Origin of the sequence: Stutzerimonas urumqiensis (genome assembly GCF_003640395.1) — a bacterium.
GTDB lineage: Bacteria > Pseudomonadota > Gammaproteobacteria > Pseudomonadales > Pseudomonadaceae > Stutzerimonas > Stutzerimonas urumqiensis.
The window spans coordinates 380,122-406,736 of the sequence record NZ_RBZQ01000001.1 but is presented as its reverse complement, the minus strand read 5'-3'; the positions used below and the strand labels follow the sequence as shown (position 1 = coordinate 406,736).

Below are 26,615 nucleotides of genomic sequence, written 5' to 3'. Positions count from 1 at the left end.
CCCATGACCGAACGACTGACCCTGTTGCGCCCCGATGACTGGCATATCCACCTGCGCGACGGCGCGACGCTTCAACACACCGTCGCCGACGCCGCCCGCCAGTTCGCCCGGGTGATCGTCATGCCGAACCTCGTTCCCCCGGTGCGCAACGCCGAGGAAGCCTCGGCCTACCGCGATCGGATTCTGGCCGCCTGCCCCGCCGGTACGCCGTTCGAGCCGCTGATGGTGCTCTACCTGACCGACAACACCCAACCGGACGATATTCGCACCGCGGCCCGATCCGGCTTCGTGCATGCCGTGAAGCTCTATCCGGCCGGCGCGACGACCAACTCCGGTTCGGGAGTGACGCGCATCGACAACGTCTTCCCTGTCCTCGAGACCATGGCCGAAGTCGGCATGCCGCTGCTTGTCCACGGCGAGGTGACCCGGCCGGAGATCGATGTCTTCGATCGGGAGCAGCATTTCATCGATGAACACCTGAGTCGTATCGTCGAACGCTTCCCCACGCTGAAGGTGGTCTTCGAACACATCACCACCCGCGATGCGGTGCAGTTCGTGCTGGGTGCGGGGCCGAACGTCGGCGCGACCATCACTGCCCATCATCTGCTGTTCAACCGCAACCACATGCTGGTTGGCGGCATTCGTCCGCACTTCTATTGCCTACCAATCCTGAAGCGCAACGTTCACCAGGAGGCGCTCCTGGACGCGGCCACCAGCGGCAACTCCAAGTTCTTCCTGGGCACCGACTCGGCCCCGCACGCCCAGCACGCCAAGGAAAGCGCCTGCGGCTGCGCCGGCTGCTACACCGCCTTCGCCGCACTCGAGCTCTATGCGGAAGCCTTCGAAACGCGTAACGCGCTGGACCGGCTCGAAGCTTTCGCCAGCCACTTCGGCCCGGACTTCTATGGCTTGCCGCGCAATACCGGCACCGTGACGCTGGTTCGCGAGGACTGGACGGTACCTGCGCAACTTCCGTTCGGCGCCCACGCGCTCGTGCCGCTGCGGGCCGGCGAGACGCTGCGGTGGCGGCTGGAGGCATCGGCATGAGCGAAGAGCTGTATGACGACGAACTGGACGGTGCGCTACCCGGCGATACGCGCCATCCGATGGCACGGCGCTTTCGCGGCTACCTGCCGGTGGTCGTGGATGTCGAGTGTGGCGGCTTCAACTGCGCGACCGATGCGCTGCTCGAAATCGCAGCCGTCACCATCGCGATGGACGAGCAAGGCCTTCTCTATCCCGAGGAGCCTCAGTTCTTCCGCATCGAACCCTTCGCCGGCGCCAACATCGAAGCGGCCGCGCTCGAATTCACCGGCATCAAGCTCGATCACCCCTTGCGCATGGCGGTCGCCGAATCGCATGCGCTAGGCGAAATCTTCCGCAACGTGCGCAAGGCGGTGAAGTCCAGCGGCTGCAAGCGCGCGATCCTGGTCGGGCACAACAGCAGCTTCGACCTGGGCTTCCTCAACGCTGCCATTGCACGCTGCCAGCTCAAGCGCAACCCATTCCACCCCTTCTCCAGCTTCGATACGGCCACGCTGGCCGGCCTTGCCTATGGCCAGACCGTCCTGGCCAAGGCCTGCCAGGCCGCCGGGATCGAGTTCGACGGACGCGAAGCGCATTCGGCGCGCTATGACACCGAAAAGACCGCCGAGCTGTTCTGCGGCATCGTCAATCGGTGGCGGGAGATGGGCGGCTGGGACGAATTCGACGCCTGATCCCTTCCCAGGCAAGCGTGTTCGGCGCCTCTTCCCTTCGTCGAGGCACGCTTGCTCGAACCGGGACTTGTCTCCAAACGAAAAAGGCCAGTCGCATGACTGGCCTTTTTCATGTGACCGCCGCTTAGAGCGGCTTGCCGCGGTTGCCGTGCTGGCCGACGAAGGCCTGCACCGCTTTGAGCTCGTTCGGCAATACCGTGCAACGCTCGCTGCGCTCGAACAGATCGGACAGATGCGCCGGCAATGCCAGCGCCTGGCCGATTCCAGCCTTCTTCACCGCATCCGGGAATTTCACCGGGTGTGCCGTGCCAAGCGTCACCATCGGGGTGCTCAGGCTGCGGCGGCATTGGCGGGCAGCCTGTACGCCGATGGCGGTATGCGGATCGAGCACCTCGCCGGTTTTCTCGAATACCTGGGCGATGGTCGCGCAGGTCTGCTCGTCGTCCACGGCCAACGAATCGAAGAGCTTGCGCGCCTCGGTCCAGCGATCCTCGTCCACCGACAGCGTGCCGCTGGCGCGGAAGCCATCCAGCAGATCAGCCACGGCCTTGCCGTTGCGCCCATGCAGGTCGAACAGCAGCCGCTCGAAGTTGGATGACACCATGATGTCCATCGACGGCGACAGCGACGGGTGCAGCGTGTCCTTGTCGTAGCGGTTGCCGGACATGAAGCGATGCAGGATGTCGTTGCGGTTGGTCGCGACGATCAGCTGGCTCACCGGCAATCCCATGTTGCGCGCCAGGTAGCCGGCGAAGATGTCGCCGAAATTGCCGGTCGGCACCGAGAATGCGATCGAGCGGGCCGGGGCGCCCAGCTGTAGCCCGGCATGGAAGTAGTAGACGATCTGGGCCATGATCCGCGCCCAGTTGATCGAATTGACCGCCACCAGGCGCGTGCCTTTGAGGAAGCCCTGATCGGCAAAGCTCGCCTTCACCATTTCCTGACAATCGTCGAAATTGCCTTCGATGGCGATGTTATGGATGTTGTCGCCGAGAATGGTGGTCATCTGGCGACGCTGCACCTCGGACACCCGGTTGTGCGGGTGCATGATGAAGATGTCGACGTTCTCGCACGCCTTGCAGCCTTCGATCGCGGCCGAACCGGTGTCGCCGGAGGTGGCCCCCATGATGACGACCCGCTCGCCGCGCTTGGCCAGCACGTAGTCGAGCAACCGGCCGAGTAGTTGCAGCGCGAAGTCCTTGAACGCGAGCGTCGGGCCGTGGAACAGCTCCAGCACCCATTCGTTGGCATCGAGCTGGCGCAGCGGTGCGATGGCGGCGTGGGCGAAGACGCCGTAGGTCTCCTCGAGAATCTTCTTGAAGTCGGCGTCCGGAATGCTGCCCGCCACGAACGGGCGCATCACCCGGAAGGCCAGCTCGTGGTAGGGAAGGCCCGCCCACGAGGCGATCTCTTCCACCGTGAAGCGCGGCAGGTTCTCCGGCACATAGAGGCCGCCGTCGCTGGCCAGACCGGCGAGCAGGACGTCTTCGAAATTCAGGGCCGGTGCCTGGCCGCGGGTGCTGATATAACGCATGTGTTCAAACCTTCGGTTCGAGCCTGAAGCCTGAAGCCTTCCGACCTCCGGCCTCCGGCTCCGGTTAATTCAGTTGTTCCACGCGGATACGGACGACGTTGCCGACCACATCGTCCAGCGCTTCGAGCGCGGCGATGGCGTCGTCGATACGCTGCTCGACCACTCGGTGGGTGACGAGGATCATCGGGACCAGCCCGTCCTGCTCCTCGGCTTCCTTCTGCATGATCGATTCAATATTGATGCCGCGCTCCGACAGGATGCTGGCCACCTGCGCGAGCACGCCCGGATGGTCCTTGGCCTGGATACGCAGGTAGTAGGCGCTCTGGCACGCGGCGATCGGCAGGATCGGCAGGTCGGACAACGCATCGGGCTGGAATGCCAGGTGCGGCACGCGGTTGTTCGGGTCGGTGGTCAATGCCCTCACCACGTCGACCAGATCGGCGACGACGGCCGATGCGGTGGGCTCCATCCCGGCGCCCGCGCCATAGAACAGGGTCGAGCCCACTGCGTCGCCGTTGACCATGACCGCGTTCATCACGCCGTTGACATTGGCGATCAGCCTGTCCGCCGGAATCAACGTCGGATGCACGCGCAGCTCGATCCCGGCGGCAGTCTTGCGCGCCACGCCGAGATGCTTGATGCGATAGCCGAGCGCTTCGGCGTAGTTCACATCGGCGGTGGTCAGGCGCGTGATGCCTTCGGTATAGGACTTGTCGAACTGCAGCGGCACGCCGAAGGCGATGGACGCGAGAATGGTGAGCTTGTGAGCGGCGTCGATGCCCTCGACATCGAACGTCGGGTCCGCCTCGGCATAGCCGAGGGCCTGCGCTTCGGCCAGCACGTCGGGAAAGGTACGCCCCTTCTCACGCATCTCGCTGAGAATGAAGTTGCCGGTACCGTTGATGATGCCGGCGAGCCAGTTGATGTCGTTGGCGGCGAGCCCTTCGCGAATCGCCTTGATGACCGGAATGCCGCCAGCCACCGAAGCCTCGAACGCGACGATGACGCCCCGTTCCTGGGCTCGGGCGAAGATTTCGTTCCCGTGCACCGCGATCAGCGCCTTGTTGGCGGTGACCACGTGCTTGCCGTTGTCGATGGCTCGGAGTACCAGCTCGCGGGCCAGCGTGTAGCCCCCGATGAGTTCGACGACGATATCGATGTCGGGGTTGTTGACGATCTCGAACACATCGGCCGTGATCGGGGTGGAGCCGGTGTCGCACTTGGGATTGGCGCGGCGAGCGGCGATCTGTGCGACGTCGATGCCACGACCGGCGCGGCGAGCGATCTCTTCGGCGTTGCGCTTGAGAACATTGAAGGTACCGCCGCCGACGGTTCCCAATCCGCAGATCCCCACTTTCACCGGTTTCACGCTCGCAGCCCCTCCATCACGCGAAGCGCCCGGCAAGCCGGGCGCAGAAAAGAGCCGCACATTACGAAGCGACCCGTTCCAAGTCAATGAGCCATGCGCTCTGCCTCGAGCCGGCCCAGACCGGCCGCTCGACGCCGAGCCATCTTTCAGTTGGCTTTGGCGGCCGCGGCGGCTTCGAGCGCGATCTGCGCCAGCTGCGGTGCCGGCTGATAGCCCGGGACGACCTGCCCGTTCTCCAGCACGATGGCGGGCGTGCCCTGGACACCGATCATCTGGCCAAGCTGATACTGCTGGCTGACCGGGTTGTCGCAGCTGGCGGCGGGAATCTCCTTGCGCGCCTTGGCCTGATTCATCGCGGCTTGCCGGTCCTCCGCGCACCACACGCTGACCAGCGTCTGGTAGCCATGCGAACCGACCCCCTGCCGCGGGAAGGCGACATAACGGACATCCACGCCCTGGCGATTGAGCTCGGCCACTTCGCTGTGCAGTTTCTGGCAGTAGCCGCAATCGGTGTCGGTGAAGACGGTGATCTTCGCCTTCGAGTCCTTGGCCGGGAAGACCACCATCTCCGACTCGGGAATCTCATCGATCAGCTTGGCAACCGAGCGGCTTTCGGCCTGCTCGGTGAGGTTGACCGCCTGACCGTCCCTGACCTGGAACAGATAACCCTGCAGCAGGAACTGACCGTCGGCGCTGGCATACAACTGGCGCCCACCCTTGAGCTGGATCTGGTACAGGCCCGGCATGGCGCTCTCGGCGATGGTCTCGATCGGCAGGTCCGGCTGCAACGCGCGAAGAGTCTGGCGAATATCGCTGTCCGGATCGGCAGCCTGGGCGATGGCACTCGACAGACCGAATGCGGCCGCCAGGAAGAACGGAAACGTGCGCATGGATACTCCTCTCGGGCGCCGCGGAAATGCGCGCAGCCTACCACAGGGCTCGAGCGGGCGATGCGCAGCTTGCCGGCAGCCGATCGGCGTTGCGATCAGCCTCTCGGATGGTGCTCGGCGTGCAGGGCCTGAAGCCTGGCCTTGGCCACATGGGTATAGATCTGGGTGGTCGACAGGTCGCTGTGACCGAGGAGCATCTGCACGGTGCGCAAGTCCGCGCCGTGGTTGAGCAAGTGGGTCGCGAAGGCATGACGCAGGGTATGAGGCGACAGCGTCGAGCTGATGCCCGCGACCGCCGCATGCTGCTTGATGCGATGCCAGAACGTCTGGCGCGTCATCTGTTCGCCCCGCAGCGACGGAAACACCACGTCAGCCGGCCGACCGCCAAGCAGGCTGCCCCGCGCTTCGCGGTAATACCGCTCCAGCCAAAACGCCGCTTCCTGGCCGAGCGGCACCAGCCGCTCCTTGTTGCCCTTGCCGACCGTGCGCACCAGCCCCTGCCGCAGGCTGATCTGCTCCAGCGTCAAGCCGACCAGCTCACTGACCCGCAGGCCGGTCGCGTAGAGCACTTCGAGCATGGTGCGGTCACGCAAACCCAGCGGCGTGTCGACATCGGGGGCGGCCAGCAGGGCTTCGATCTGGGCTTCGGACGGCGCCTTGGGCAATGGCGCCCCGATACGGGGAAGGTCGACTTGCAGGGTGGGATCGCTCGCCCTCACCTGCTCGCGCACGAGAAAGCGATAGAACCCCCGCAGGCTGGAAAGCAGCCGGGCGGTCGAGCGGGCGGTGTAGGCCTGATCGAAACGCCACGCCAGGTGATCGAGGATGGCGTCCCGACCAGCGGCCTCGAGCGACAGGTTCCGCAAGGCCAACCAGTCCGCGAACAGGCTGAGGTCGGTGCGATAGGCGGACCGGGTATTGTCCGACAGGCCCTTTTCAAGCCAGAGATGGTCGAGGAAACGTTCGATCAGCGGGTCACTGCGGACGGGCATACGGAGAGCTTCGGTGCGCGGGGTGTCTGAGTCTTTCACAGGCCCGCGACCGGGGCCAGCCGCTGCGAGCGATCCATGAACGAACACGAGATTCTGCTATCCCTCGGGCTGATCGGATTGGCGGCGATCGCCAGCCAATGGCTGGCCTGGCGCATGCGCCTGCCGGCGATCCTCTTTCTGCTGCTGGTCGGCATCACCATCGGCCCCGGCCTCGGCTGGCTGGACCCAACGGCGCTGTTCGGCCAGTTGCTGTTCCCGCTGGTATCGCTTTCGGTCGCGGTCATCCTTTTCGAAGGCAGCCTGACCCTGCGTTTCCATGAATTGCGCGGCATCGAAAGTGTGGTGCGTCGCCTGGTGACATTCGGCACGCTCACGACCTGGGCACTCATCACCGTCTGCACACACTGGCTGCTGGACTTTCCGTGGGACCTCGCATTGCTGTTCGGCAGCCTGACGCTGGTGACCGGACCAACCGTGATCGGGCCGCTGCTACGCGTGGTCCGGCCGCGCGCAGCGATCGGCAACACGCTGCGCTGGGAAGGCATCATCATCGATCCGATGGGTGCGCTCGCGGCGGTCGTGGTCTTCAGCTTCATCGTCACACGCGACATCGACGCCGCCTGGACGGAGGGCCTTCTCACCTTCGGCAAGGTCATTCTCACCGGCAGTTTTCTGGGCATCCTTGGCGGCTGGACGATGGGCCAGCTGCTCAAGCGGCGCTGGCTGCCCGAATATCTGCACAGCCTGGCGACTCTGGCGGTCGTGCTGGGCGTCTTCATCGGGGCGAACCTCCTGGCTCCGGAGTCGGGACTGCTCGCGGTGACGCTGATGGGCATCTGGCTGGCCAACACCCGCGATATCGACGTCGAGCACATCGCCCACTTCAAGGAAGACCTGAGCATGCTGCTGGTGTCGGGCCTGTTCATCATCCTGGCAGCGCGGCTGGATCTGAGCGAGCTCATCGCCCTCGGACCGGCCGTGCTGATACTGCTCGCCATCATCCAGTTCGTCGTTCGACCGCTTGCGGTACTGATCGCGACGATCGGGACGTCCATGCCTTGGCGAGAGCGGGCCCTGCTTGCCTGGATCGCCCCGCGCGGCATCGTCGCGGCCGCGGTTTCAGCGGTCTTTTCGATTCGCCTGAGCGAAGCCGGGCATGAGCTGGCGACGCTGCTGGTGCCGCTTACGTTCGCCGTCATCATTGGCACCGTGGTGTTTCAAAGCGCGACCGCGAAGCCCATCGCCCGGCTGCTGAAGGTCGTCGAGCCGCCGCCCAAGGGCTTTCTGATACTGGGCGCCAACCGCATCGCCCGAGAGATCGGCAAAGCACTCCAGGGGTTCGATGTCCAGGTCCTGCTGGCCGACTCCAGCTGGTCGAACATCAAGGCCGCACGCATGGAAGGCCTGGCGACCTACTACGGCAACCCCACCTCCCGGCATGCCGACATTCATCTCGACCGGGCCGGGATCGGCAACCTGCTGGCCATTTCGCCGATCGATGAGCTCAACAGCCTTACCTCGATGCGCTTCGCCGAAGAATTCGGCAAAAGCGGGCTTTATACGATCGCCAGCGGACTGGAGGGCGGTTCCGGCGAGAAACACCAATCCAGCCAGGAGCGGCGCGGCCGCACCCTCGGCCAACCGGCACTGACCTACTCCCAACTGGAAAACGATCTGGCGCGCGGTGCGGCCATCAATTGCACCACCCTCACGGAAACCTTCGACTGGGACAGCTACCGCCGCCGTCACGGTAACGCCGCCACCGTCCTGTTCGCGCAGGACGACGACAAGCGAATCCATGTGATCACGGCCGACGAAGAGATTCAGCCCGCCGCCGGCTGGCGGCTCATTGCGCTGATCCAGCCAGAGGCCGCCGATACCTAGGCGAAGTCCGGCAACACCGGGATGGGACGCTGGGCGTCATCGACCGCGACGAAGTTGAACGCACCGGTGATCGCCCGTTCGCGGCCGTCGGCATGCATGCTCTCGACGAAGACCTCGACATCCACCTTGAGGCTGGTCCGACCGACCTTCACCACGCGGCCGATCAGCTCGACGATCGAGCCGGCAGGAATGGGGTGGTTGAAATCGATGCGCTCGCTCGACACCGTCACCAGCGGCAGCCGGCAGAAGCGCGTCGCGGTGATGAAGGACACCTCGTCCATCCAGGCCAGCGCAGTGCCACCGAAAAGGGTGTTGTGGTGATTGGTCGTCGGCGGAAACACAGCCTTGGTCACGCGGGTTTCGGCCCGAATACTGCGGGCCTGGATCTCTTGCTCTCTCGGGGTCATACCACGGCGCTCTTGGTGTGATCGCCCGCAATGCCGCGAATCGTTGTGGTTGTTATCACGCTGGCCAGCAGGCCTGGTCTTGGTGTTTTCATGTTCTGCGGACACAAAAAAGCAGCCCGTAGGCTGCTTTCTGTCACGCAGGAGGCGCCGTCCTCAGGACAGCTTCTCCTTGATGCGTGCGGCCTTGCCGGACAGATCACGGAGGTAGTACAGCTTGGCCTTGCGCACGTCGCCGCGACGCTTGACGCTGACGCTGTCGACCAGCGGGCTGTAGGTCTGGAACGTACGCTCCACGCCGACGCCGTTGGAAATCTTGCGAACGGTAAAGGCGCTGTTCAGGCCGCGGTTACGCTTGCCGATCACGACGCCTTCGAACGCCTGGAGACGCTGGCGGTCGCCTTCCTTCACCTTGACCTGAACGATCACGGTGTCGCCCGGGGCGAACGGAGGAATCTCTTTGCTCATCTGCTCGGCTTCGAGCTGCTGGATGATTTTATTGGTCATGCTGTGCTCCTAAGGCAGCCACTCGGCGGCCATCGATACGTTAACTATCGTTCCGCTGACGGATGTATTCCGCCAACAGCTTTTGTTCTTCTCCAGAAAGCGAGCGGCTATCCAGAAGATCAGCGCGACGTTCCCAGGTCCGTCCAAGGGACTGCTGAAGCCGCCAACGCCGGATGTGTTCATGGTTGCCGCTGAGCAGCACCTCAGGAACACGTTGCTCCGCATACACCTCCGGGCGGGTGTAGTGCGGACAGTCGAGCAGACCGTCCGAAAACGAATCTTCCTCGGCCGAATCAGCATGACCCAGCGCGCCGGGAAGCAAGCGGGTCACCGCATCGATCAGCACCATGGCTGGCAGCTCACCGCCAGACAGCACGTAGTCGCCAATCGACCATTCTTCGTCGACATGCGCCTCGATGAAGCGCTCGTCGATACCTTCGTAGCGGCCAGCGATGAGGATCAGCGCCTCAGCCCCAGCCAGTTCCCGCACGGCGGCCTGTTTCAATGGCCGCCCCTGCGGAGACAAGTAGATCACCTTCGCCTCGTCGCCGGCCGCCCGCTTCGCCTGGCCGAGCGCCGCTTCCAGCGGAGCGATCTTCATCACCATGCCCGGACCACCGCCAAAAGGGCGATCGTCCACGGTCTGGTGACGGTCCTCGGTAAAGGTGCGCGGGTTCCAGCAGGTCAGCTTCAGCAGGCCTTGCCGGACAGCCCGACTGGTGATGCCGCAGTCACTGATGGCCGCGAACATCTCCGGAAACAACGTAATGACCTCGACACGCAGCGCCATGAATCAGAAATCCGCATCCCAGTCGACGCGCATTTCGCCCTGTTCGAGGTCGATACCAAGCACACACTGGTCCGTGTAGGGAAGCAGGCGCTCTCGTTCATCGAGGCTGCCTTCGCATGGCTTCACCACCAGGACGTCATTGGCTCCGGTCTCGAACAGATGATCGACCTGACCAAGCAGCTGGTCGTTCTGATCGATGACGCGCAAGCCTTGAAGCTGATGCCAATAGAACTCGCCTTCATCGAGGTCCGGTAGTTCGGAGCGCGGCACGCAGATTTCGAAATCCGAATAGGTGCGCGCGACTTCCCGATCATCCAACCCCTTGATCTTGGCTACCAGGACATTGCCCTGCAGCCTTCCACCGGCCAACTCCACACGTTTCATCTCGTCACCTCGCCGTAGCGTCCAGTGACGATAATCGAGCAGGTTGTCGATGGGATCGGTGAAGGAATACACCTTCACTTCCCCACGAATCCCATGAACCGAAACGATCTTGCCGAGGACCAGCAGGTCTTCGGCCGGCTCCGGCCCGGTATTCATGAGATCAGGCGGCAGCCTTGCCGGCTTCCTTCAGCAGCTGAGCGACGCGCTCAGACGGCTGGGCACCCTGGCTCAGCCAGTAGCTGGCACGCTCATGGTCAACGGAGAGGCGAACTTCGGCACCTGTGGCGACCGGATTGAAGAAGCCGATGCGCTCGACGAAGCGACCATCGCGCGCGTTGCGGCTGTTGGTCACGGTCAGGTGGTAGAAAGGGCGCTTCTTGGAGCCGCCACGGGCGAGACGGATGGTTACCATGTGAACATCGTTCCTGTAGTCGGTGCAGCAAAAACTGGGATGCAGGGGCAAGGCCCCGAAAGGCCGCGTATTTTAAGAGCAAATACGTGGATTGCAAATGGTTTCGAGCCCAGCGTCGCGGGCCAGCGGGCAACGGCGGCACGGATGCCGCCGCAGACCATCAGAACTTCGGCATGCCGCCACCCGGGAACATGCCTCCCATGCCCCGCATCATCTTGGCCATGCCGCCTTTGGCGGTGACCTTTTTCATCATCTTCTGCATCTGCTTGTGCTGCTTGATGAGGCGCCCGATGTCCTGCACCTGCGTGCCGGAGCCCAGCGCGATACGCCGTTTGCGCGAGCCACTGATCATTTCAGGATCGCGCCGCTCGGCCGGCGTCATGGAGTTGATGATGGCCTCCATCTGCTTGAACTGCTTTTCCGCCGCACCCTGGACGCCACCCATCTGCGACAGGTTCACGCCCCCCATCATCGGCAGCTTGTCCATCAGTCCGCCCAGGCCGCCCATGTTCTTCATCTGTTGCAGCTGATCGCGGAAATCCTCGAGATCGAAGCCCTTGCCCTTCTTGAGCTTCTTCGTCAGCTTTTCGGCTTTCTCCCGGTCGAGGGTCTGCTCGGCCTGTTCGATCAGGCTGAGCACGTCGCCCATGCCGAGAATGCGCGAGGCGATCCGGTCCGGGTGGAAGGGTTCGAGCGCATCGCTCTTTTCGCCCATGCCGAGAAACTTGATCGGCTTACCCGTGACGTGCCTTACCGACAGTGCCGCGCCGCCGCGCGCGTCGCCATCGACCTTGGTCAGCACCACGCCGGTCAGCGGCAACGCGTCGCCGAACGCCCTGGCCGTGTTGGCGGCGTCCTGGCCGGTCATCGCATCGACCACGAAGAGCGTCTCGGCGGGCTTGATCGCCGCATGCACGGCCTGGATCTCGGCCATCATCTCGCCATCGATGGCCAGACGGCCGGCGGTATCGACCAGTACCACGTCGATGAACTTGAGCTTGGCTTCGCGTATGGCGGCCTGGGCGATGTCGACGGGCTTCTGGCTGGTATCGGACGGGAAGAAAGTGACGCCGACCTCATTGGCCAGTGTCTCGAGCTGCTTGATCGCCGCGGGGCGATAGACATCCGCCGACACCACCAGCACCGACTTCTTCTTGCGCTCCTTGAGGTGCCGCGCCAGCTTGCCGACCGTCGTGGTCTTGCCCGCACCTTGCAGACCCGCCATGAGCACCACGGCGGGCGGCGCAACGTTCAGCACCAGTTCCTCGTTGGCCGCCCCCATCAATTCTTCGAGTTCGGCGCGAACGATCTTCACGAACGCCTGGCCTGGCGTCAGGCTCTTTGAAACCTCCGTACCCACGGCCCGGTCGCGAACGCGGTTGACGAACTCCTTGACCACGGGCAGCGCCACGTCGGCTTCGAGCAAGGCCATGCGCACTTCACGCAGGGTGTCCTTGATGTTGTCCTCGGTCAGCCTGGCCTTGCCGGTGACATGCCGCAGGGTTTGGGAAAGACGGTCGGTAAGGTTTTCGAACATGAGCATTCCACGCCGATGGGGTGAGCCGGCGATTATAGAAGCTGCCCGCGAACACCCGGTACCCCGTCGGTCATGCTTTTGTGCCATCCGGCAGTACGGGTCGCCGCTTTTTCCGGCCACGTCTTTGTGCCACACTCTGGCACTTTCCAGCGCCGTTCCCAGGACTTATGCATCCTTTGCTGCCAAGCCTCGCCGCTGCCTGTCTTTACGCCGGTGCAACCGGCTATCAAGGCCTGCACCTGGCGCAGCGCACCGTCCCCGACAAGCGTCTGCTGCAACTGCTCGGCGTCATCGCGCTTGTCGCACACGCCATCAGCCTGTGCCTCCAGCTCCTGGCTCCGAACGGCCTGGTCATGGACTTCTTCACCGCGTCCAGCCTCATCGCCGCCGCGGTGATTTTCCTGCTGCTGCTGGCAGTCAACCGGATGCCCGTGGAAAACCTCCTTCTGCTGCTGTTTCCGCTGGGCTGCGTGACGGTGCTGTTCGGGCAATTCGCCCCTACCGGAACGCCGCAGGTGATCGATGAAGCGCCTGGCATCCTGAGTCACATCCTGTTGTCGATACTCGCCTACGGCCTGCTGACCATCGCCGTTTTCCAGTCGTTCCTTCTTCTATTGCAGGATCACTACCTCAAGCACAAACACCCTTCGGGCGTGATCCGCAACTTCCCTCCGTTGCAGACGATGGAAAGCCTGCTGTTCGGCTTCCTCTGGGCCGGTTGGCTGCTGCTTTCCGCTTCGCTGGTCTCGGGCTGGCTGTTCCTCGACGACCTCTTCGCCCAGCACCTGGTACACAAGACGCTGCTCTCGGTGCTGGCCTGGGTCGTTTTCGGCGTGCTGCTCTGGGGCCGCCATCGTCTCGGCTGGCGCGGGCACAAGGCGATCCGCCTCACGCTGGCGGGCTTCTGCCTGCTCATGCTCGCCTACTTCGGTAGCAAGCTGGTCCGTGAATTCATCCTTCATATCTGATGGACGACCTGCACCCCGGTTTCCTGCTCGCACTGCTGATCGTGCTGTTGCTGTGCTCCGCGTTTTTTTCCAGCGCAGAGACCGGCATGCTCAGCCTCAACCGCTATCGGCTGCGCCACCAGACCCGAGAAGGCCATCGTGCCGCCCGACGGGCCAGTGAATTGCTGGCCCACCCGGATCGACTGCTCGGAACGATTCTGGTCGGCAACAATTTCGTCAACATCCTTGCCTCGTCGATCGCGACGGTGCTGGCCATGCAGCTCTGGGGCGAGGCGGGCATCGCGGTTGCCACCGTCGGACTGACGCTCGTACTGCTGATCTTCGGTGAGATCACGCCGAAGACGCTCGCCGCGTTGCGTCCGGAAATGATCGCCTATCCGTTCAGCCTTCCGCTCACGCTGCTGCAGAAGGTGCTCCACCCGCTGGTGTCTTCGCTGGGCTGGATCAGCAACGGCCTGATCCGGCTCCTGGGCATCGACCCGGCCAGCAAGGGCAGCGACAGCCTGTCCACCGAAGAACTGCGCAGCGTGGTTCGCGAATCCGGCGCTTCATTGCCCACCAATCGGCAGAGCATGCTGCTCAGCATCCTCGACCTGGAACGCGTCACGGTCGACGACATCATGATTCCGCGCAACGAGGTCGCCGGCATCGATCTGAACGATGACCTCGATACGATCATCGCCCAGCTGCGCACCACGCCGCACACGCGTCTGCCAGTCTTCCGCGATGACATCAACCAGATCGAGGGCATCATCCACATGCGCCAGATCGCCCGCCTGCTGAGCCATGACCAGCTCTCCCGCGAGGCGCTGCTCGCCGCGTGCAACGAGCCCTATTTCGTGCCGGAGAACACGCCCCTCTCCACGCAGCTGCTTAATTTCCAGAAGCAGAAGCGGCGCATCGGCATCGTGGTGGACGAGTACGGTGACGTCCTGGGCATCGTCACGCTGGAAGACATCCTTCAGGAAATCGTCGGCGAGTTCAGCAATCAGGACGCCTTGCGCAGCCCGGACATCCACCCGCAGGAAGACGGGACCCATGTCATCGATGGCGCGGCCTACATCCGCGAGGTCAACCGTGCGCTCGGCTGGCAGCTTCCCTGCGATGGGCCCAAGACGCTCAACGGCCTGATCACCGAAGCACTGGAAAGCATCCCGGACAGCGGCGTCTGCCTACAGACCGGCGCCTACCGGCTGGAAATCCTGCAAGCCGCCGAGAACCGCGTACGCAGCGTACGGGTATGGGAAGCGAACGACGCGCCGCGCGACGACGAACAACCCTAGACCGCCCGCTCCGCCTGACCGAGCCGGCCTACAGCAGGCTGCCCATCGCACGGGCGCGCGCCTCGCATGCTGCCAACACCTGGCGTCGCTCGGCATTGTCCATCCGCCCCCAGCGACTGATCTCCGCCGCCGTGCGCTGGCAACCGATGCAGATGTCCTGCTCATCGAGCGCGCAGACGCTCACGCAGGGCGACCGCACCGGCCGCTCGCCGGGCTGAGCCGCCTCGCTCATGCCCCCTGCTCCTGAAGATCGCGCCGGTAGCGCTGGGCGTTGTGAACATAGTGCGCCGCGCTCGCTTCGAGCATCTTGCGCTGCTCGGGGGTCAGCTCCCGCACCACCTTGCCGGGCGAGCCCATCACCAGCGAGCCATCGGGAATTTCCTTCCCTTCCGGGATTAGCGCATTGGCGCCGATGATGCAGTAACGACCGATCTTCGCGCCGTTGAGCACCACCGCATTGATCCCGATGAGGCTGTAGTCGCCTACCGTGCAGCCGTGCAGCATGGCGTGATGGCCCACCGTCACACCGGTGCCCAGCGTCAGCGGGTGCCCCATGTCGGTATGCATCACCGCGGCGTCCTGCACGTTGCTGTTCGGCCCGATGTGGATCAGTTCGTTGTCGCCACGCAGCACCGCCCCGAACCAGACGCTCGCGCCGGCATCCAGGCGCACCTTGCCGACGAGCGTTGCGTTGGGTGCGGCCCAGCTTTGCGGATCGGCGTCCACGGCGCTATCGCCCAGGCGGTAATTCATCGTGTGGTCCTCGTGGTCAGATCGATGAAGGAAGCGGGAGCACGGTGCAGATCGATGTTGGCGTCGAATACCACATTGACCAGCTCGACGATCATCATCGCGGTCAGGCCCCAGATGCGGTATTCGCCGTACTGGTAGGCCGGCACATACCAGCTACGGCCGCTGTCATCGAGGCGATGGGTGACCTCGCGCGGGTCCGTCCGGAAATAGTCCAGCGGGACGGAAAAGACCGACGCGATTTCCGCATCGTTGGGCCGGTATTCGACGAAGTCGGGCACCACGCCGACATAAGGCGTGACATGGATGCCATAGCGGGACACCAGGCTGCTCATCGGTCCGACGACTTCCACGATACCCGGCGCCAGGCCGACCTCCTCCTGCGCCTCGCGCAGCGCGGTGTACACGAGGTCGGGATCGTCCGGGTCACGCCGGCCGCCGGGGAACGCCACCTCGCCGCCGTGGGTGGACAGGCCGCTCGCGCGCAGGGTCAGTACCAGTTCCGGCTGCTCGGCCCGGGTGATGGGCATCAGGACGGCCGCCTCGGGCAGGCGCCGCTCCGGTGTCAGGATCCGCGGCTGGTGATCGCGCACTCTCTGAAGAATGTCATCCAGCATGGGGCTACTCATCGACGTTTGCCGGGCATCATGGCATGAAAGCCGCCAACCGCCCAAGGTCCCGGCCGCCTTGCCGTGCGTGGCATCCGCAGCCAAGATTGGCGGATGCGCGAGGGGGCTGGTCGATGAAATTCTGCAATCAATGCGGCGGTGAAGTGGAACAACGCATGCCCGCAGGCGACAACCGGATGCGGTATGTCTGCTCGGCCTGCGAGGTCGTCCATTATCAGAACCCGCGCATCGTCGCCGGCTGCCTGCCGGTGTGGGGCGATCAGGTCTTGCTCTGCCGCCGTGCCATCGAGCCGCGACGGGGTTTCTGGACCCTGCCGGCCGGCTTCATGGAGAACGGCGAAACCATGCAGCAGGCCGCTCAGCGGGAAACGCTGGAGGAAGCCTGCGCGCGGGTACGAAACGCAAGCCTGTACATGCTGTTCGACCTGCCGCACATCGACCAGGTGTACCTGTTCTTCCGTGCCGAACTGGCCGATCTGGACTTCGCGCCCGGCTGCGAAAGCCTGGAAGTGCGACTGTTCGACGAAGCCGACATCCCTTGGTCAGAGCTCGCTTTCCCGACCATCGGCCGTACCCTAGAATGCTTTTTCGCCGACCGGGTACAGCAGACCTTCCCGGTGCGCAACGAAGGCGTGCCGCCGTTGCGGGCCCTGCGCCAACAGGTCTGATGCAGTCGCTTTTTCCGGGAAGTGCTTTTCGATGCGCTGGTTGCTCGTACTCGTCTGTCTCTGCTTCACCCTGTTCGCCCACGCCAACACCGCATCCCCGTCGACGGAGCGTCGGATCGACAAGGTTCTGGTGATCAAATCCGAGCGCAAGCTCCATCTCGTCAGCCATGGCGAAACGCTGCGCAGCTACCGCATCTCGCTCGGCAAGCAGCCCGACGGACCGAAGCAGCGGGAAGGCGACCGGCGCACGCCCGAAGGCTTCTACTGGATCGACTGGCGCAAGATCAGCGACAAGTACAACCTGGCCATGCATATCTCCTACCCCAACGCCCGCGACCTGGCGCGTGCGCACGCCCAGGGCGTACCGCCGGGCGGGATGATCATGTTGCACGGCACGCCGATCGACGAGGAATACCCTGAGTGGTACTTTCACACGCTCGACTGGACCGAAGGCTGCATCGCGCTGAAGAACGACGACATGCGCGAGGTCTGGTCGCTGGTCAAGGACGGCACGCTGATCGAAATCCGTCCCTGACAGGCGACGGAGCGAGCGCCCGGGGCGCCCGCTCCGGCCATCCTCTTACCAGTTCAGCACCGCACCCACCGCGAAGGTATCGGTGTCTTCGCCCAGCCCGGTGCCCGCCGCCGCGTCGATCTCCAGCTGGTTGTACTCGGCGACCAGCTTGAGGTTGTCGTTGATGGTGCGGAAGTACGCGATGCCGCGGGTTTCGAAATCCGCCTCGGTGCCCAGGCCGTTGCCATCGTCCTGGGTCTCGCCATAGGAGAGCGCCACGCGGTTCTTGCCGAAGCTGTAGGACGTTTGCAGCAGGTAGCCATCGCTGTCCACCTCGCGCAGCGTCGCCTCCCCCGCATTGTTCGTATAGAAGGGGTTCATCCCCTCGGCCTGGAAGCCAGAGGCCGTGACCGACCAACCGCCGAGCTTGGCCTGCACGCCATAGCCCAACCCCTTGGAGGTCACCGAGTCGACGCTCGAGTCGGTGTTATCGGACGTCTGGTGCGCCGCGTTGACCCAGGAGTAGATCTGCGCGCCGGCCAGGTCGAACTGATAGGTGATTTCCGTCTCCAGGCGCGGGCTGTCCTGGTAGGCCTTGCCGTTGGCGTCGACTTGATTGGAATCGTAGGGATCCATGATTCCCGCCGCCACGCGCAGCCCGCTCATCACGGGCGTGCGATAGGTGATCTGCGCCGTCGGGAAGGGGTACGGGTAGCCCGTCCCGATGTTGCCGAATGACACCCCGCCGAAATCCACCAGCCCGAGCGTGTCACTGACCTGCCCGTAGCCGGAAAGCAGCTCGTCGAGAAAGATGTTGGAGCGCGAGAACAGGCCGAAATCCTTGCCGACCAGCACCTCGCCCCAATCGCCGGCGACGGTGCCGTAGAACTGGCGAACATCGATCGCCGTGTCGGTGCCGTTCTGCTCGCTGTCGTTGATCGTCACCCAGAACGACGAGCGCGCGCCCAGCTTGAGATCGCCCATCTGCTTGCCGAAGTTGAAGCCGATCCAGTTCGGCAGGAAGCCCATCTTCACCCGCGACTGGCGCCGGTCGAACAGCTCGCCCTCGCGATCGACATCGCTGCTGACGTAGAAGGCGTTGATGTAGCCGTCCGTCGAGAAGGTGGTCTGGTCCTTGTCGTACAGAACGATCTCGGCCATCGCCGGCTGTGCCAGGCTCATGGCGACGGCGCTGGCGAGCGCAAGGGGCAACGCAGGAAGGGCTTTGTTCTTGTTGTACATGGCGATCTCCGCTGAGTGGACGACGGACGTCGTGGCACCGCGATTATCGAAACGCCCCTCTGCCCCCCATACGCTGCCTTCGGCCCGATTGCCTGCTGCTTTGCGCCGTTCCGGTCTCTGCGCTGAAGGCACTAGTCCAAGGCTCGCCAGAAGACGCGACGCTTAAGTCGTACGCCCAAAGCATGCGAGCCGTCCGAGCGGCGAAGGGCTGCACGGTCGAGCGAAGGGATGATGGCTGTCAGCGGGATTCAGGCGCAGTGGCTCGGCGCCTGGTTGCAGAGCACGACGCGCGGCGTCGAGGGGTGCGCCAGCCGCTGCGCCTGCTCGAGCAGCAGTGTGGCATCGACCTCGCCGAGCGCCTGTTGCACCGCCTGCGGATACCCGGTCGACAAGCCCGCGAGGAAGGCCTGGCGATGGGCCGATGCCCGACTCGTCGCGCTGTCCAGTGCCGCACGGACGTCCGCCGCGAGCTCGCCGGGCGCAGGCATGGCGCGGCGCAGCAGCGCGTACCGATCGCCGAGAAAGGCCTCGATGTGCGTCAGCACCTCGTCCGCGCTGGCCGTGGGCGATTGCACGCCGAACAGCAGCCCGGCATGCCCACCCACCAGGCGAAAGCCGCAGAACACGGCGTAACCCAGTTGCAGCTCGCTGCGCAGGCGGCGGTAGAACGGCGACTCATAGTGCCGGGCCAGCAGCCGCCAGCTGGCTTCGATCAGCGGAGTGGGCGCCGGGAGCGGATAGAACAGCAGCAACGCCGCATCGCCCGTTGCCGGGCCGAACCGGTGCCAGCCCGCCGGCGTGGCGCCGTCGAACGACTGACCCACCGGCGTCGGCGTGCCCAGCCCGGTCATTGCCTCGGCCAGCATCCCGGCCGTTCCGGCATCCAGCCCAAGCGCCAGTGCGTCCCAGCGCGCCCGCTCCCAGAGACGCCCCGCCGGGACTGGCCGCGCTTGCGCTTGCTCGGTCGGCAGATCGAGGGCCGTCGGCAAGTATTCGAGCAGCTGCCGGATTGCCAGCCCGCCGGGCCCCGACTCGGCAGCGGGTTCGTCTTCGGCCGCCTCCAACGACACGAACAGCGGCGCCAGATCGAGCAGGATCGCCGGAATCGGCTCGGCGCAGCCGCTCAGCGTCAATCGCCACTCGGTCGGCAGGGTGTCCAGCCGCAGCGCGACCCCCGCCTGCTGCGCCGCCCAGGCGTGCCGAGCCACCAACCGGCGAGCCCGCCCGGCTACCCTTGCATCGGGCAGGCCGCCGAAACGCCAGCGCAACAGGAGCATCGGCTCCCCCGCCTCGTCCGGCAGCGCGCGAAGCGCCGGGGACGGCGGCGCGTCCGGCATCGGCCTGCGCGGCCGATCGCACAGCCAGGGGTTGGCGGCCGGCAGGCGCCATTGCCAGCGGCGAAGCGGTGTCGTCTGGAGTGGCTCGCACGTCATCGCCAGCGGAAAGCCCGCCCGAGGCATCGGCGGCCGAGGGTGCGCATCACAGATCAGCAATGCGGGTGTCTGTCGGTTCATCCGATCGAGCACCGCGACGAGGCAATCGTGCAGGGCGCGTGGCGCATCCAGCGCCATCCAGGCGTGGGGTTCCACCTCATGCCGCAGGCGGGCAAGCGGCGAAAGGCCGATCAGGCGACGTCCCATGACACGGCGCTGCTCGTCGAGCCAACCGTCCAGCGCCGGTGCGTGCACGACGAACAGCAGCCAGCTTCGCACCGCCTCGGCCACTTCACCGCGCGCCGCCAGACCGGCCGCCGTCAAGGTCAGCTCGATCGCCACCACCGCCTGATCGGCATGGAAGTAGGCAACGCGCAGGCTCACCCTTTCGCACCACCCTTGGGTCACCAGTACCTGATGCAGGCTATGCGCCGCCTGCGAAGCCAGCAGTTCACCCAGTACGCCGAGGGCGGCCGAACTACCGTCCGGCAGCCTGTCGAGCGCGAAGACTTGCAGCAGCTGGGGCGCGCCGTCCGGCAGCTGTAGCCCGAACTGCCGACCGTCCAGCGCAGGCAAGGCCGGCGGTCGTTGCCTGATCGCTCCGTCGCCGAACAGCCCCTGCGCGCGCTCGAGCCACGGATCGCCCGGGCGAGGCGGCTCCGGCGCGGCGACCCAGAGCTCCAGCTGGCCCGAGCGGTAATGACACTGATGAAACGCCCGCAGCCCGTCCTGGAAGGCCGGCGACTCCACCGACAAGGTGCCACGGTGGCCGGCGTGAAAGCCGCCGAACGGGTGATCGCCGGCCAGCAGCGCCCCCAGCGCCGCCTCGATCAGGGTATCGGCATCCTGCGCACGCGCCAGGAACTCGGCATGCACCACCTCGCGCTCGCGGTGCTGCGCCTCGATGTCCAGCAGCGGTTGGGCCAGCATGTCGCACAGGCGTGCCAGGGCGCCGGGCAACGCCTCGCTCGGCACTTCGAAGAAGTAGTCGGTGTGGCGTGCACGCGTCGTCGCGTTGAGCTGGCCGCCGCAGCGCTGGACGAAAGGCATCAGCCCCTCGTCAGGGCCGAACCCTTCGCTGCCGAGAAACAGGAGGTGTTCGAGAAAGTGCGCCAGCCCCGGATACGCGACCGGCGCATCGTGCAAGCCAGCGTGCACGCGCACCAGCGCCGCCGCCCGGTTGCCCGGCGGCAGCGCGACGAACCGGAGGCACACGCCGGGCGAAAGGATCAGCGGCTGTGGGCGAGACACGCTGGAGAAATGGCTCATCGAGGGCACCTGTCGAGACCGGCCCGAGCTTCGCCCGTCGATGCGCTCGATGCAATCCTCCCTGGGTAGCAGCCGCTCAGCCCGCCTGCGCCAGCCGACGCTCGCGGGCCCGCACCGGCGCCCGATGCTTGCGCCACCAGATCGCGACGCCGGTAACGGACAGCACCGCGACGACCAGGCCGAGCGCCGCGATCAGCACCCGCCCCGGCAGGCCGAGGATGCGGCCGCCATGAATCGGCGCCTGCAAGCGGAAGAAGCGTTCGCCCCAACTGCCCTGCCCCGGAATTTCCTGGCCGAGCAACTGACTGCCATCGGTGCCGTGGAAGAACACCCAGGCGTTGCCCTGCGGGTCGTCATGCGCCCCGAAGCCGGCCCCGTAGAAGTTGTATTCGAAGCTGTAGTACAGCTCGGTGATCGGCGCGACGAGGCCCAGCTCGCGGCCATGCCCGAGCGCATGCTGGTAGGCCTCGCGGTAGCCGTACGCCGTGCGACCCAGCTCATCGGCCGGCATCGCCCCGCGTGCGGCATAAACGCTCGCAGGCGCCGGCGAAAACAGCGACACCACGGGCTTGAAGACCTGCTCGGGCAGGTTCATCGCCACGCTGCTGACGGCCACCGGCAGCAGCAACAACCACAGCCACAGGCCGCTGGCGCGATGCACATCCAGCGTCGTGCGATGCAGGTTGCCGGTCTTGATCCGCCAGGCCGGCGCCCACTTGCGCAGCAAGGGTCGCCCGCGCGGCAGGGTCAGCAGCAGCGAGACGAAGCAGTCGAGCACCCACAGCATCGCGACGATGCCCATCAGCCAGATCCCCCAACTGCCCGGTAGCGCCAGGTTGTAGTGGAATTCCAGCAGGAAGGGGACGAGGTTTTCGGACGAGAAACAGCACTCGCCCCAGTGCCGGCTACCCAGCTCCGCCCCGGTGACCGGGTCCAGGTAGCGCACGACCGGGCGCTCGGCGAACGGCTCGCCAGTGGCCGGGTCGGTGCGCGGCACCAATGCTAGCAATGCCGAATGCTGCGGCTCGTCCGGCATCTCCATGTACCAGACCTGCATGCGTGGGTAACGCTGTTCGAGCCCTTCGGCCAGCGCGCCGGGATCGAGCGGCTCGCCGACGCCAGGGGCGTGGTAGAACGCGGGATTGAGCCACTCATCCAGCTCGTGATGGAACGCCAGCACCGTGCCGGTCACACCAGCCAGGAACAGGAACAGGGCGATCGCCAGCCCGACGTAACGGTGAAGCAGCAGCAACGCAACGCGCATCGGAAAACCTCTCCGCAAGAACGACGAAAGGCCGCCCGCTCTTGCGAACGGGCGGCCCGGTGGATGGCCGAGGATTAGAAGTCGTAGCTGACGGTGGCCATCAGGTTCCGCTCCGCGCCGTAGTAGCACTGGTTCAGGCTGTTGCAGGCGGCTACGTATTTCTCGTCGGTCAGGTTGTTGACGTTCAGGCGTACCCCGACACCGTCCAGGCCGACGCGCGTGAGGTCGTAGCCGAGCATGGCGTCGTACAGCGTGAACGAGGGCAGGCGCAGGGTGTTTTCGGCGTCGGCCCAGCTCTCGCCGAAGTAACGCGCGCCGCCGCCGATCTGCAAGCCGGCCAGCGGGCCCTGGTCAAGCGTGTAATCGACCCACAGCGAGGCCATGTGCTCGGCGACCACGTTCGGCGTGTTGCCACGGTTGTTGATGCCGGCGGTGCCGATGTAATCCTTGCTGTATTCGACGTCCAGGTAGGTGTAGCTGGCCAGCACGTCGACCCGCTCCAGCGGGCTGAAGCGCGCTTCGAACTCGACACCCTTGGAGGTGATCTCGCCCACCGAGCGGAAGAAATACTCGCTGGCATCCTTGCTCGACAGGTTGGACTGCTTCAGGTCGAAGACCGACAGCGTGTAGAGATCGTCGGTGCCGGGCGGCTGGTACTTGATGCCCACTTCGACCTGCTCGCCCTCGGTGGGATCGAGCAGGGAGATGTCGTACACCCCCGGCGCAACTAGGTTATAGGCGCTGGTGGTATTGGGGTTGAACGACTCGGAATAGCTGGCGTAGGGCGACAGGCCGTTGTCGAAGGCGTAGAGCACGCCGACACGACCGGTGAACTGCTCCTGCTTGGCGCTATCGCTCTGGTCGCCGTAGGACGCATCGTTGACGTGATCGAAGGACACGTCGACCCAGTCCTGCCGCACGCCCAGCGAGAAGCGCCAGTTGTCCAGGCTGATCAGGTCTTGCGCATACAGGCCGGTCTGCTCCAGGTAACGGGTTTCGTCGTACTGGTAGTAATAGACCGGCGTGCTGGCCACGACAGTGCCGGTGTAAGGGTTGACGGTCGGCAGGTTGTACCCCGCGTCATAGCCAACCTTCGCCTTGCGGCGCTGATAATCGAGACCGGTAACCAGCGTGTGGCTCAAGGCGCCGGTGTAGAAATCGAACTGCAGCTGGTTGTCGATCGTCCAGGCGTGCAGGTTTTCGGTGGCGCCGGTGTAGAAGCGCGCCAGCTGATCGGTGCCCGCGACGTAGCCGTTCTGATAGACCTGCCCCGACTCGACCTGCGAATCGACGTAGCGGAAGTTCTGCCGCGCCGACACCAGGTCGTTGAAGCGATGCTCGAGCTGGTAGCCGACCATCTGCTGCTCGCGTTCGAACTTCTCGGCATCGGTATCGCCTTCGAAGAAGTCGCGCGAGATGCGCTGCCCGTTGCGCGAGGTGACTGTGCCGGAGGATGGCAGGCCGCCGTGGTAACCGCTTTCCGGGTCGCGCTGGAGCATGGCCAGCAGCGTCAGGCGGGTGTCATCGGTGAGGTTGATGGCCAGCGATGGCATCAGCGCGTAACGCTGCTCCTCGATGCCATCGACCTGATTTTCGGCGTCCTTGGCAACGCCGACCACGCGATACGCGATGCGCTCTTCGTCATCCAGCGGACCGGTGAAATCGAACGCGGCTTCCTTGTAGGCATGGCTGCCGACCGACAGCTGCACCTGACGGCGGGCGTCGAACTCCGGCTTCTTGGTCGTCATGGCGACCAGACCGCCCGGCAGGCTGCGACCGTACAGGACCGAGGACGGCCCCTTGAGAATGTCGATGCGCTCGATGAAGTAGGGATCGACCTGCAGGCTGCTGTAGGTGCCGCTGTCGCCCATCATCTTCAATCCGTCGAGGAACAGGTTGTCGACCGAGCCGTCGTTGATGCCGCGCATGGCGACGTAGTCATAGCGGGTGGTCGCGCCGTAGGGGCTGCTCATCAGGCCGGGCGTGTAGCGCAGTGCCTGCGCAACGGTTCGCGCGCCCTGGTCTTCCATCTGCTGGCGGGTCACGACCGAAACGGTCTGCGGGGTTTCCAGCAGCGGCATGCTGGTCTTGGTCGCCACGCTGCTGTGGGTCGCGTTGTAGCCTTCCATCTCGCCGAGTGCGTTACCCAGGGCGAAGCCCTGCACCACCATTGGCTTGAGTTCGACGGCATCGGCCTGCTGCGGTGCGCGCTCGAGTGAATAGCCGCTGCTAGCGTTGCCGACGGCGCGCAGACCGCTGCCCTGCAGCAGCCGCGAGAAGCCCTCGTCGACCGTGTAACGACCATCCAGCGCCGGAGCCTGCAAGCCATCGGTGAGCGTGGCGTCGGCCGAGAACAGCACGCCGGCCTCGCCTGCAAAGCGGCTCAGGCTGCTGGACAGCGAACCGGCCGGGATGCGGTAGTCACGCACGGCCTGCTCGCTCGATGCCGGCTCGGCAGCCGAGGCCAGGGTGGGGACGACGGTCATGGCCAGCGGCAGGGCCAGGCTGGCGGCGCGGATGGCCAGGGCCAGTCGCGGATGGGCGGCGGAGCGAGTAGCGGTCGGTCGGACGAGCATGAGGGTTTCCTGTTCCAGTGCGCACAAACGGAGTGCTGTGACCCCTAAAGCCGCGCGAGCCTGGATGAAAGGGAACCTCGGATGGGAATTTTTTTCGTTTGCGGGCGATTCAGCTTAACGGCTCGAGGGTGACCCACCAGGGCAGGCGCCGCTGGACACGGATCGGCAGCGTATCGGCCAGGGCATCGAGCACGCGCTCGGTGTCGCCGAGCGGATAGGCACCGACCACCCGCAGCCCGGCGATCGAAGGGTCGCAGGCCAGGTAACCGTGGCGATAACGACCCAGTTGCTGCACGAACGTACCGAGCGTGAGGTTATCGGCCAGCAACACGCCGTCTGCCCAGGCTCGCTCCGCCGGTCGTGCCGCCTGCGGCGGCTGCGTGCGGCGTGCATCGAAGCGCACCGCCTGTCCCGCCTCGAACCGCTGCGCCGTACCCTCGGCCGGCCGAAGCGACACCGCGCCATCGAAGATGCTGAGCCGGCTGTCGCCCTGCGCCTGATGCAGACCGAAACGCGCCCCGCGCGCCAGGACCAGGCCATCGCGCCCGTCGATCGACAGCCGCGTGCCCTCGCCCAGTTGCGCAAGCACCTCTCCACGGTGCAGGCGAATGCGCGCACCGCCGGCGTCCTGCTCCAGGTCGATGGCCGTGTCGGTGTTCAGCCACAAGCGGCCGCCGCCCGCCAGGTCGAGCCGCCCAACCTCCCCCACCGCCGTGCGTTCGTCCGCCATCCAGCCGCGCCAGGCGCCGCCACTCAGGGTTACGGCACCACCAACGCCCAGCGCCACGCATAACCCCTTCATCGCCTGCCGGCGCGTGGTCGGTCGTGTCTGCAACAGCCGCGCCGCGTCGCGACCGGCACCGTCGCTGCCGAGCCGGCGGAAATGCCCGCAAATCTGCTCGACCTGCGTCCAGGCCTGTGCGTGGGCCGGGCTGGCCTCGAGCCAGGCGCGCCAGGCGAGCCGGTCGCCCGGATCGTTGGTGTCGGCGAGCACCGAGAACCAGCGCGCCGCCTCCTGCAGGACGCGGGGATCGGCGCTCACCGATCCTCCGCCTGTAACAGCAGACATTGGTACATCGCCTGGGCCATGTACTTTTTCACCATCCGTTCGGACACGCCCAGGCGCTCGGCGATGGCAAGGTAGGTCAAGCCCTCGAGCTGCGACAGTAGAAAGGCCTGGCGCGCCCGCGCGGACAGGCCAGCGAGCATCCGGTCGATTCGCAGCAGGGTTTCGATCGCCAGCGCCTGGCGATCGGGCGAGGCCGCTTCGGGCTCGGGCTGGGATGCCAACGCGTGCAGGTAGGCGTCCTCGATCTGCCGACGGCGCCAGTGGTCGACCAGCAGGCCACGGGCGATGGTATGCAGGTAGGCGCGCGGCTCGCGCACCAGGCGAATGTCGAGGTCACGTGCGAGGACGCGCACGAAGGTGTCGTGCGCCAGGTCGGCCGCCCGATCGCGGCAACCGAGCTGGCGCCGCAACCAGCCGTGCAGCCAGCCATGATGCTCCAGATACACCGCCTGCAGGTCATGCTGCCGGATGCTGCCATCGGTCGCCATCCGCGTCCTCCCGTTTCGCAGCCGCGGATGTTAATGCTTCT

Annotated in this window: 26 protein-coding genes; 7 read left to right on the top strand and 19 right to left on the bottom strand. The window is 65.3% G+C overall.

Annotated elements, in window-relative coordinates:
- Positions 1-3 precede the first annotated feature (3 nt).
- Both pyrC and rnt read left to right on the top strand, forming a co-directional pair.
- Complete coding sequence (gene pyrC, locus D7325_RS02115; RefSeq protein ID WP_120993598.1) at positions 4-1,047, top strand: dihydroorotase; 1,044 nt, start codon at positions 4-6, stop codon at positions 1,045-1,047.
- On the top strand, positions 1,044-1,718 hold the full coding sequence (rnt, locus tag D7325_RS02110; protein WP_120993596.1) for a ribonuclease T: 675 nt from the start codon (positions 1,044-1,046) through the stop codon (positions 1,716-1,718). The genes pyrC and rnt overlap by 4 nt, the downstream gene beginning before the upstream one ends.
- A 124-nt stretch (positions 1,719-1,842) precedes the next feature.
- On the opposite strand, the gene thrC is transcribed toward rnt, so the two are convergent.
- From thrC to xerD, 4 genes are all read right to left on the bottom strand, one after another.
- Entirely contained in the window at positions 1,843-3,252 is a 1,410-nt protein-coding gene (thrC, locus tag D7325_RS02105; protein ID WP_120993594.1) for a threonine synthase, read from the bottom strand.
- Positions 3,253-3,316: 64 nt separating this feature from the next.
- A complete protein-coding gene (locus tag D7325_RS02100; RefSeq protein WP_120993592.1) occupies positions 3,317-4,621 on the bottom strand; it encodes a homoserine dehydrogenase in 1,305 nt (434 codons plus the stop codon).
- A 146-nt stretch (positions 4,622-4,767) separates the two neighbouring features.
- The gene (locus tag D7325_RS02095) at positions 4,768-5,511 is read right to left on the bottom strand and encodes a thioredoxin fold domain-containing protein (protein ID WP_120993589.1); all 744 of its coding nucleotides are present in this window, start codon (positions 5,509-5,511) and stop codon (positions 4,768-4,770) included.
- Positions 5,512-5,606: 95 nt separating this feature from the next.
- Positions 5,607-6,503, bottom strand: a complete 897-nt coding sequence (gene xerD, locus D7325_RS02090; RefSeq protein ID WP_120993586.1) for a site-specific tyrosine recombinase XerD — start codon at positions 6,501-6,503, stop codon at positions 5,607-5,609.
- A 75-nt stretch (positions 6,504-6,578) separates the two neighbouring features.
- On the opposite strand from xerD, the gene D7325_RS02085 reads away from it, so the two are divergent.
- On the top strand, positions 6,579-8,387 hold the full coding sequence (locus D7325_RS02085; protein ID WP_120993584.1) for a cation:proton antiporter: 1,809 nt from the start codon (positions 6,579-6,581) through the stop codon (positions 8,385-8,387).
- Here the strand turns inward: D7325_RS02085 and D7325_RS02080 are convergent.
- From D7325_RS02080 to ffh, 6 genes are all read right to left on the bottom strand, one after another.
- Entirely contained in the window at positions 8,384-8,794 is a 411-nt protein-coding gene (locus tag D7325_RS02080) for an acyl-CoA thioesterase (RefSeq protein WP_120993582.1), read from the bottom strand. The two genes, D7325_RS02085 and D7325_RS02080, sit on opposite strands and share 4 nt — an antisense overlap.
- A 153-nt stretch (positions 8,795-8,947) precedes the next feature.
- Positions 8,948-9,298 (bottom strand): 50S ribosomal protein L19, encoded by a 351-nt coding sequence (gene rplS, locus D7325_RS02075; protein WP_120993580.1) that lies wholly within the window; start codon positions 9,296-9,298, stop codon positions 8,948-8,950.
- 40 nt (positions 9,299-9,338) lie between these two features.
- Positions 9,339-10,088 (bottom strand): tRNA (guanosine(37)-N1)-methyltransferase TrmD, encoded by a 750-nt coding sequence (gene trmD / locus D7325_RS02070; RefSeq protein WP_120993577.1) that lies wholly within the window; start codon positions 10,086-10,088, stop codon positions 9,339-9,341.
- Positions 10,089-10,091: 3 nt separating this feature from the next.
- On the bottom strand, positions 10,092-10,628 hold the full coding sequence (rimM, locus tag D7325_RS02065; protein ID WP_120993575.1) for a ribosome maturation factor RimM: 537 nt from the start codon (positions 10,626-10,628) through the stop codon (positions 10,092-10,094).
- 4 nt (positions 10,629-10,632) lie between these two features.
- Entirely contained in the window at positions 10,633-10,884 is a 252-nt protein-coding gene (rpsP, locus tag D7325_RS02060) for a 30S ribosomal protein S16 (RefSeq protein WP_120993573.1), read from the bottom strand.
- A 160-nt stretch (positions 10,885-11,044) separates the two neighbouring features.
- Positions 11,045-12,421 carry a signal recognition particle protein gene (gene ffh / locus D7325_RS02055; RefSeq protein WP_120993571.1) on the bottom strand — a complete coding sequence of 459 codons (1,377 nt, stop codon included), beginning with the start codon at positions 12,419-12,421 and terminating at the stop codon, positions 11,045-11,047.
- A gap of 167 nt (positions 12,422-12,588) precedes the next feature.
- On the opposite strand from ffh, the gene D7325_RS02050 reads away from it, so the two are divergent.
- Together D7325_RS02050 and D7325_RS02045 are read left to right on the top strand one after the other, a co-directional pair.
- Entirely contained in the window at positions 12,589-13,389 is an 801-nt protein-coding gene (locus D7325_RS02050; protein ID WP_120993569.1) for a cytochrome C assembly family protein, read from the top strand.
- The gene (locus tag D7325_RS02045) at positions 13,389-14,672 is read left to right on the top strand and encodes an HlyC/CorC family transporter (RefSeq protein ID WP_120993567.1); all 1,284 of its coding nucleotides are present in this window, start codon (positions 13,389-13,391) and stop codon (positions 14,670-14,672) included. Before D7325_RS02050 ends, D7325_RS02045 begins: the two co-directional genes overlap by 1 nt.
- Positions 14,673-14,700: 28 nt before the next feature.
- Here the strand turns inward: D7325_RS02045 and D7325_RS02040 are convergent, their stop codons facing one another.
- Genes D7325_RS02040 through D7325_RS02030 form a run of 3 tightly spaced genes read right to left on the bottom strand, consistent with a single transcriptional unit; the run spans position 14,701 to position 16,039 of the window.
- A complete protein-coding gene (locus D7325_RS02040) occupies positions 14,701-14,904 on the bottom strand; it encodes a DUF1289 domain-containing protein (protein ID WP_120993565.1) in 204 nt (67 codons plus the stop codon).
- The gene (locus D7325_RS02035; protein ID WP_120993563.1) at positions 14,901-15,425 is read right to left on the bottom strand and encodes a gamma carbonic anhydrase family protein; all 525 of its coding nucleotides are present in this window, start codon (positions 15,423-15,425) and stop codon (positions 14,901-14,903) included. Before D7325_RS02035 ends, D7325_RS02040 begins: the two co-directional genes overlap by 4 nt.
- Positions 15,422-16,039: a CoA pyrophosphatase gene (locus D7325_RS02030; RefSeq protein WP_120993561.1), complete on the bottom strand. Its 618-nt coding sequence runs from the start codon at positions 16,037-16,039 to the stop codon at positions 15,422-15,424. The genes D7325_RS02035 and D7325_RS02030 overlap by 4 nt, the downstream gene beginning before the upstream one ends.
- Positions 16,040-16,164: 125 nt before the next feature.
- Here D7325_RS02030 and D7325_RS02025 point away from each other — a divergent pair, with 125 nt between their 5' ends.
- Together D7325_RS02025 and D7325_RS02020 are read left to right on the top strand one after the other, a co-directional pair.
- Positions 16,165-16,719, top strand: coding sequence for an NUDIX hydrolase (locus D7325_RS02025; protein ID WP_120993559.1), 555 nt, complete (start codon positions 16,165-16,167; stop codon positions 16,717-16,719).
- Positions 16,720-16,750: 31 nt separating this feature from the next.
- On the top strand, positions 16,751-17,254 hold the full coding sequence (locus tag D7325_RS02020) for a L,D-transpeptidase family protein (RefSeq protein WP_120993557.1): 504 nt from the start codon (positions 16,751-16,753) through the stop codon (positions 17,252-17,254).
- A 45-nt stretch (positions 17,255-17,299) separates the two neighbouring features.
- On the opposite strand, the gene D7325_RS02015 is transcribed toward D7325_RS02020, so the two are convergent.
- The 6 genes from D7325_RS02015 to D7325_RS01990 all read right to left on the bottom strand — a co-directional run bounded on the left by D7325_RS02015 (position 17,300) and on the right by D7325_RS01990 (position 26,574).
- Positions 17,300-18,475: a porin gene (locus tag D7325_RS02015; RefSeq protein ID WP_120993555.1), complete on the bottom strand. Its 1,176-nt coding sequence runs from the start codon at positions 18,473-18,475 to the stop codon at positions 17,300-17,302.
- A gap of 248 nt (positions 18,476-18,723) precedes the next feature.
- On the bottom strand, positions 18,724-21,177 hold the full coding sequence (pqqF, locus tag D7325_RS02010) for a pyrroloquinoline quinone biosynthesis protein PqqF (RefSeq protein WP_120993553.1): 2,454 nt from the start codon (positions 21,175-21,177) through the stop codon (positions 18,724-18,726).
- 76 nt (positions 21,178-21,253) lie between these two features.
- A complete protein-coding gene (locus tag D7325_RS02005; protein ID WP_120993551.1) occupies positions 21,254-22,441 on the bottom strand; it encodes a PepSY-associated TM helix domain-containing protein in 1,188 nt (395 codons plus the stop codon).
- A 74-nt stretch (positions 22,442-22,515) separates the two neighbouring features.
- Positions 22,516-25,017, bottom strand: coding sequence for a TonB-dependent siderophore receptor (locus D7325_RS02000; protein WP_120993549.1), 2,502 nt, complete (start codon positions 25,015-25,017; stop codon positions 22,516-22,518).
- A 109-nt stretch (positions 25,018-25,126) separates the two neighbouring features.
- A complete protein-coding gene (locus tag D7325_RS01995; RefSeq protein WP_120993548.1) occupies positions 25,127-26,059 on the bottom strand; it encodes a FecR domain-containing protein in 933 nt (310 codons plus the stop codon).
- On the bottom strand, positions 26,056-26,574 hold the full coding sequence (locus tag D7325_RS01990) for a sigma-70 family RNA polymerase sigma factor (RefSeq protein ID WP_120993546.1): 519 nt from the start codon (positions 26,572-26,574) through the stop codon (positions 26,056-26,058). The genes D7325_RS01995 and D7325_RS01990 overlap by 4 nt, the downstream gene beginning before the upstream one ends.
- Between the last annotated feature and the right edge of the window lie 41 nt (positions 26,575-26,615).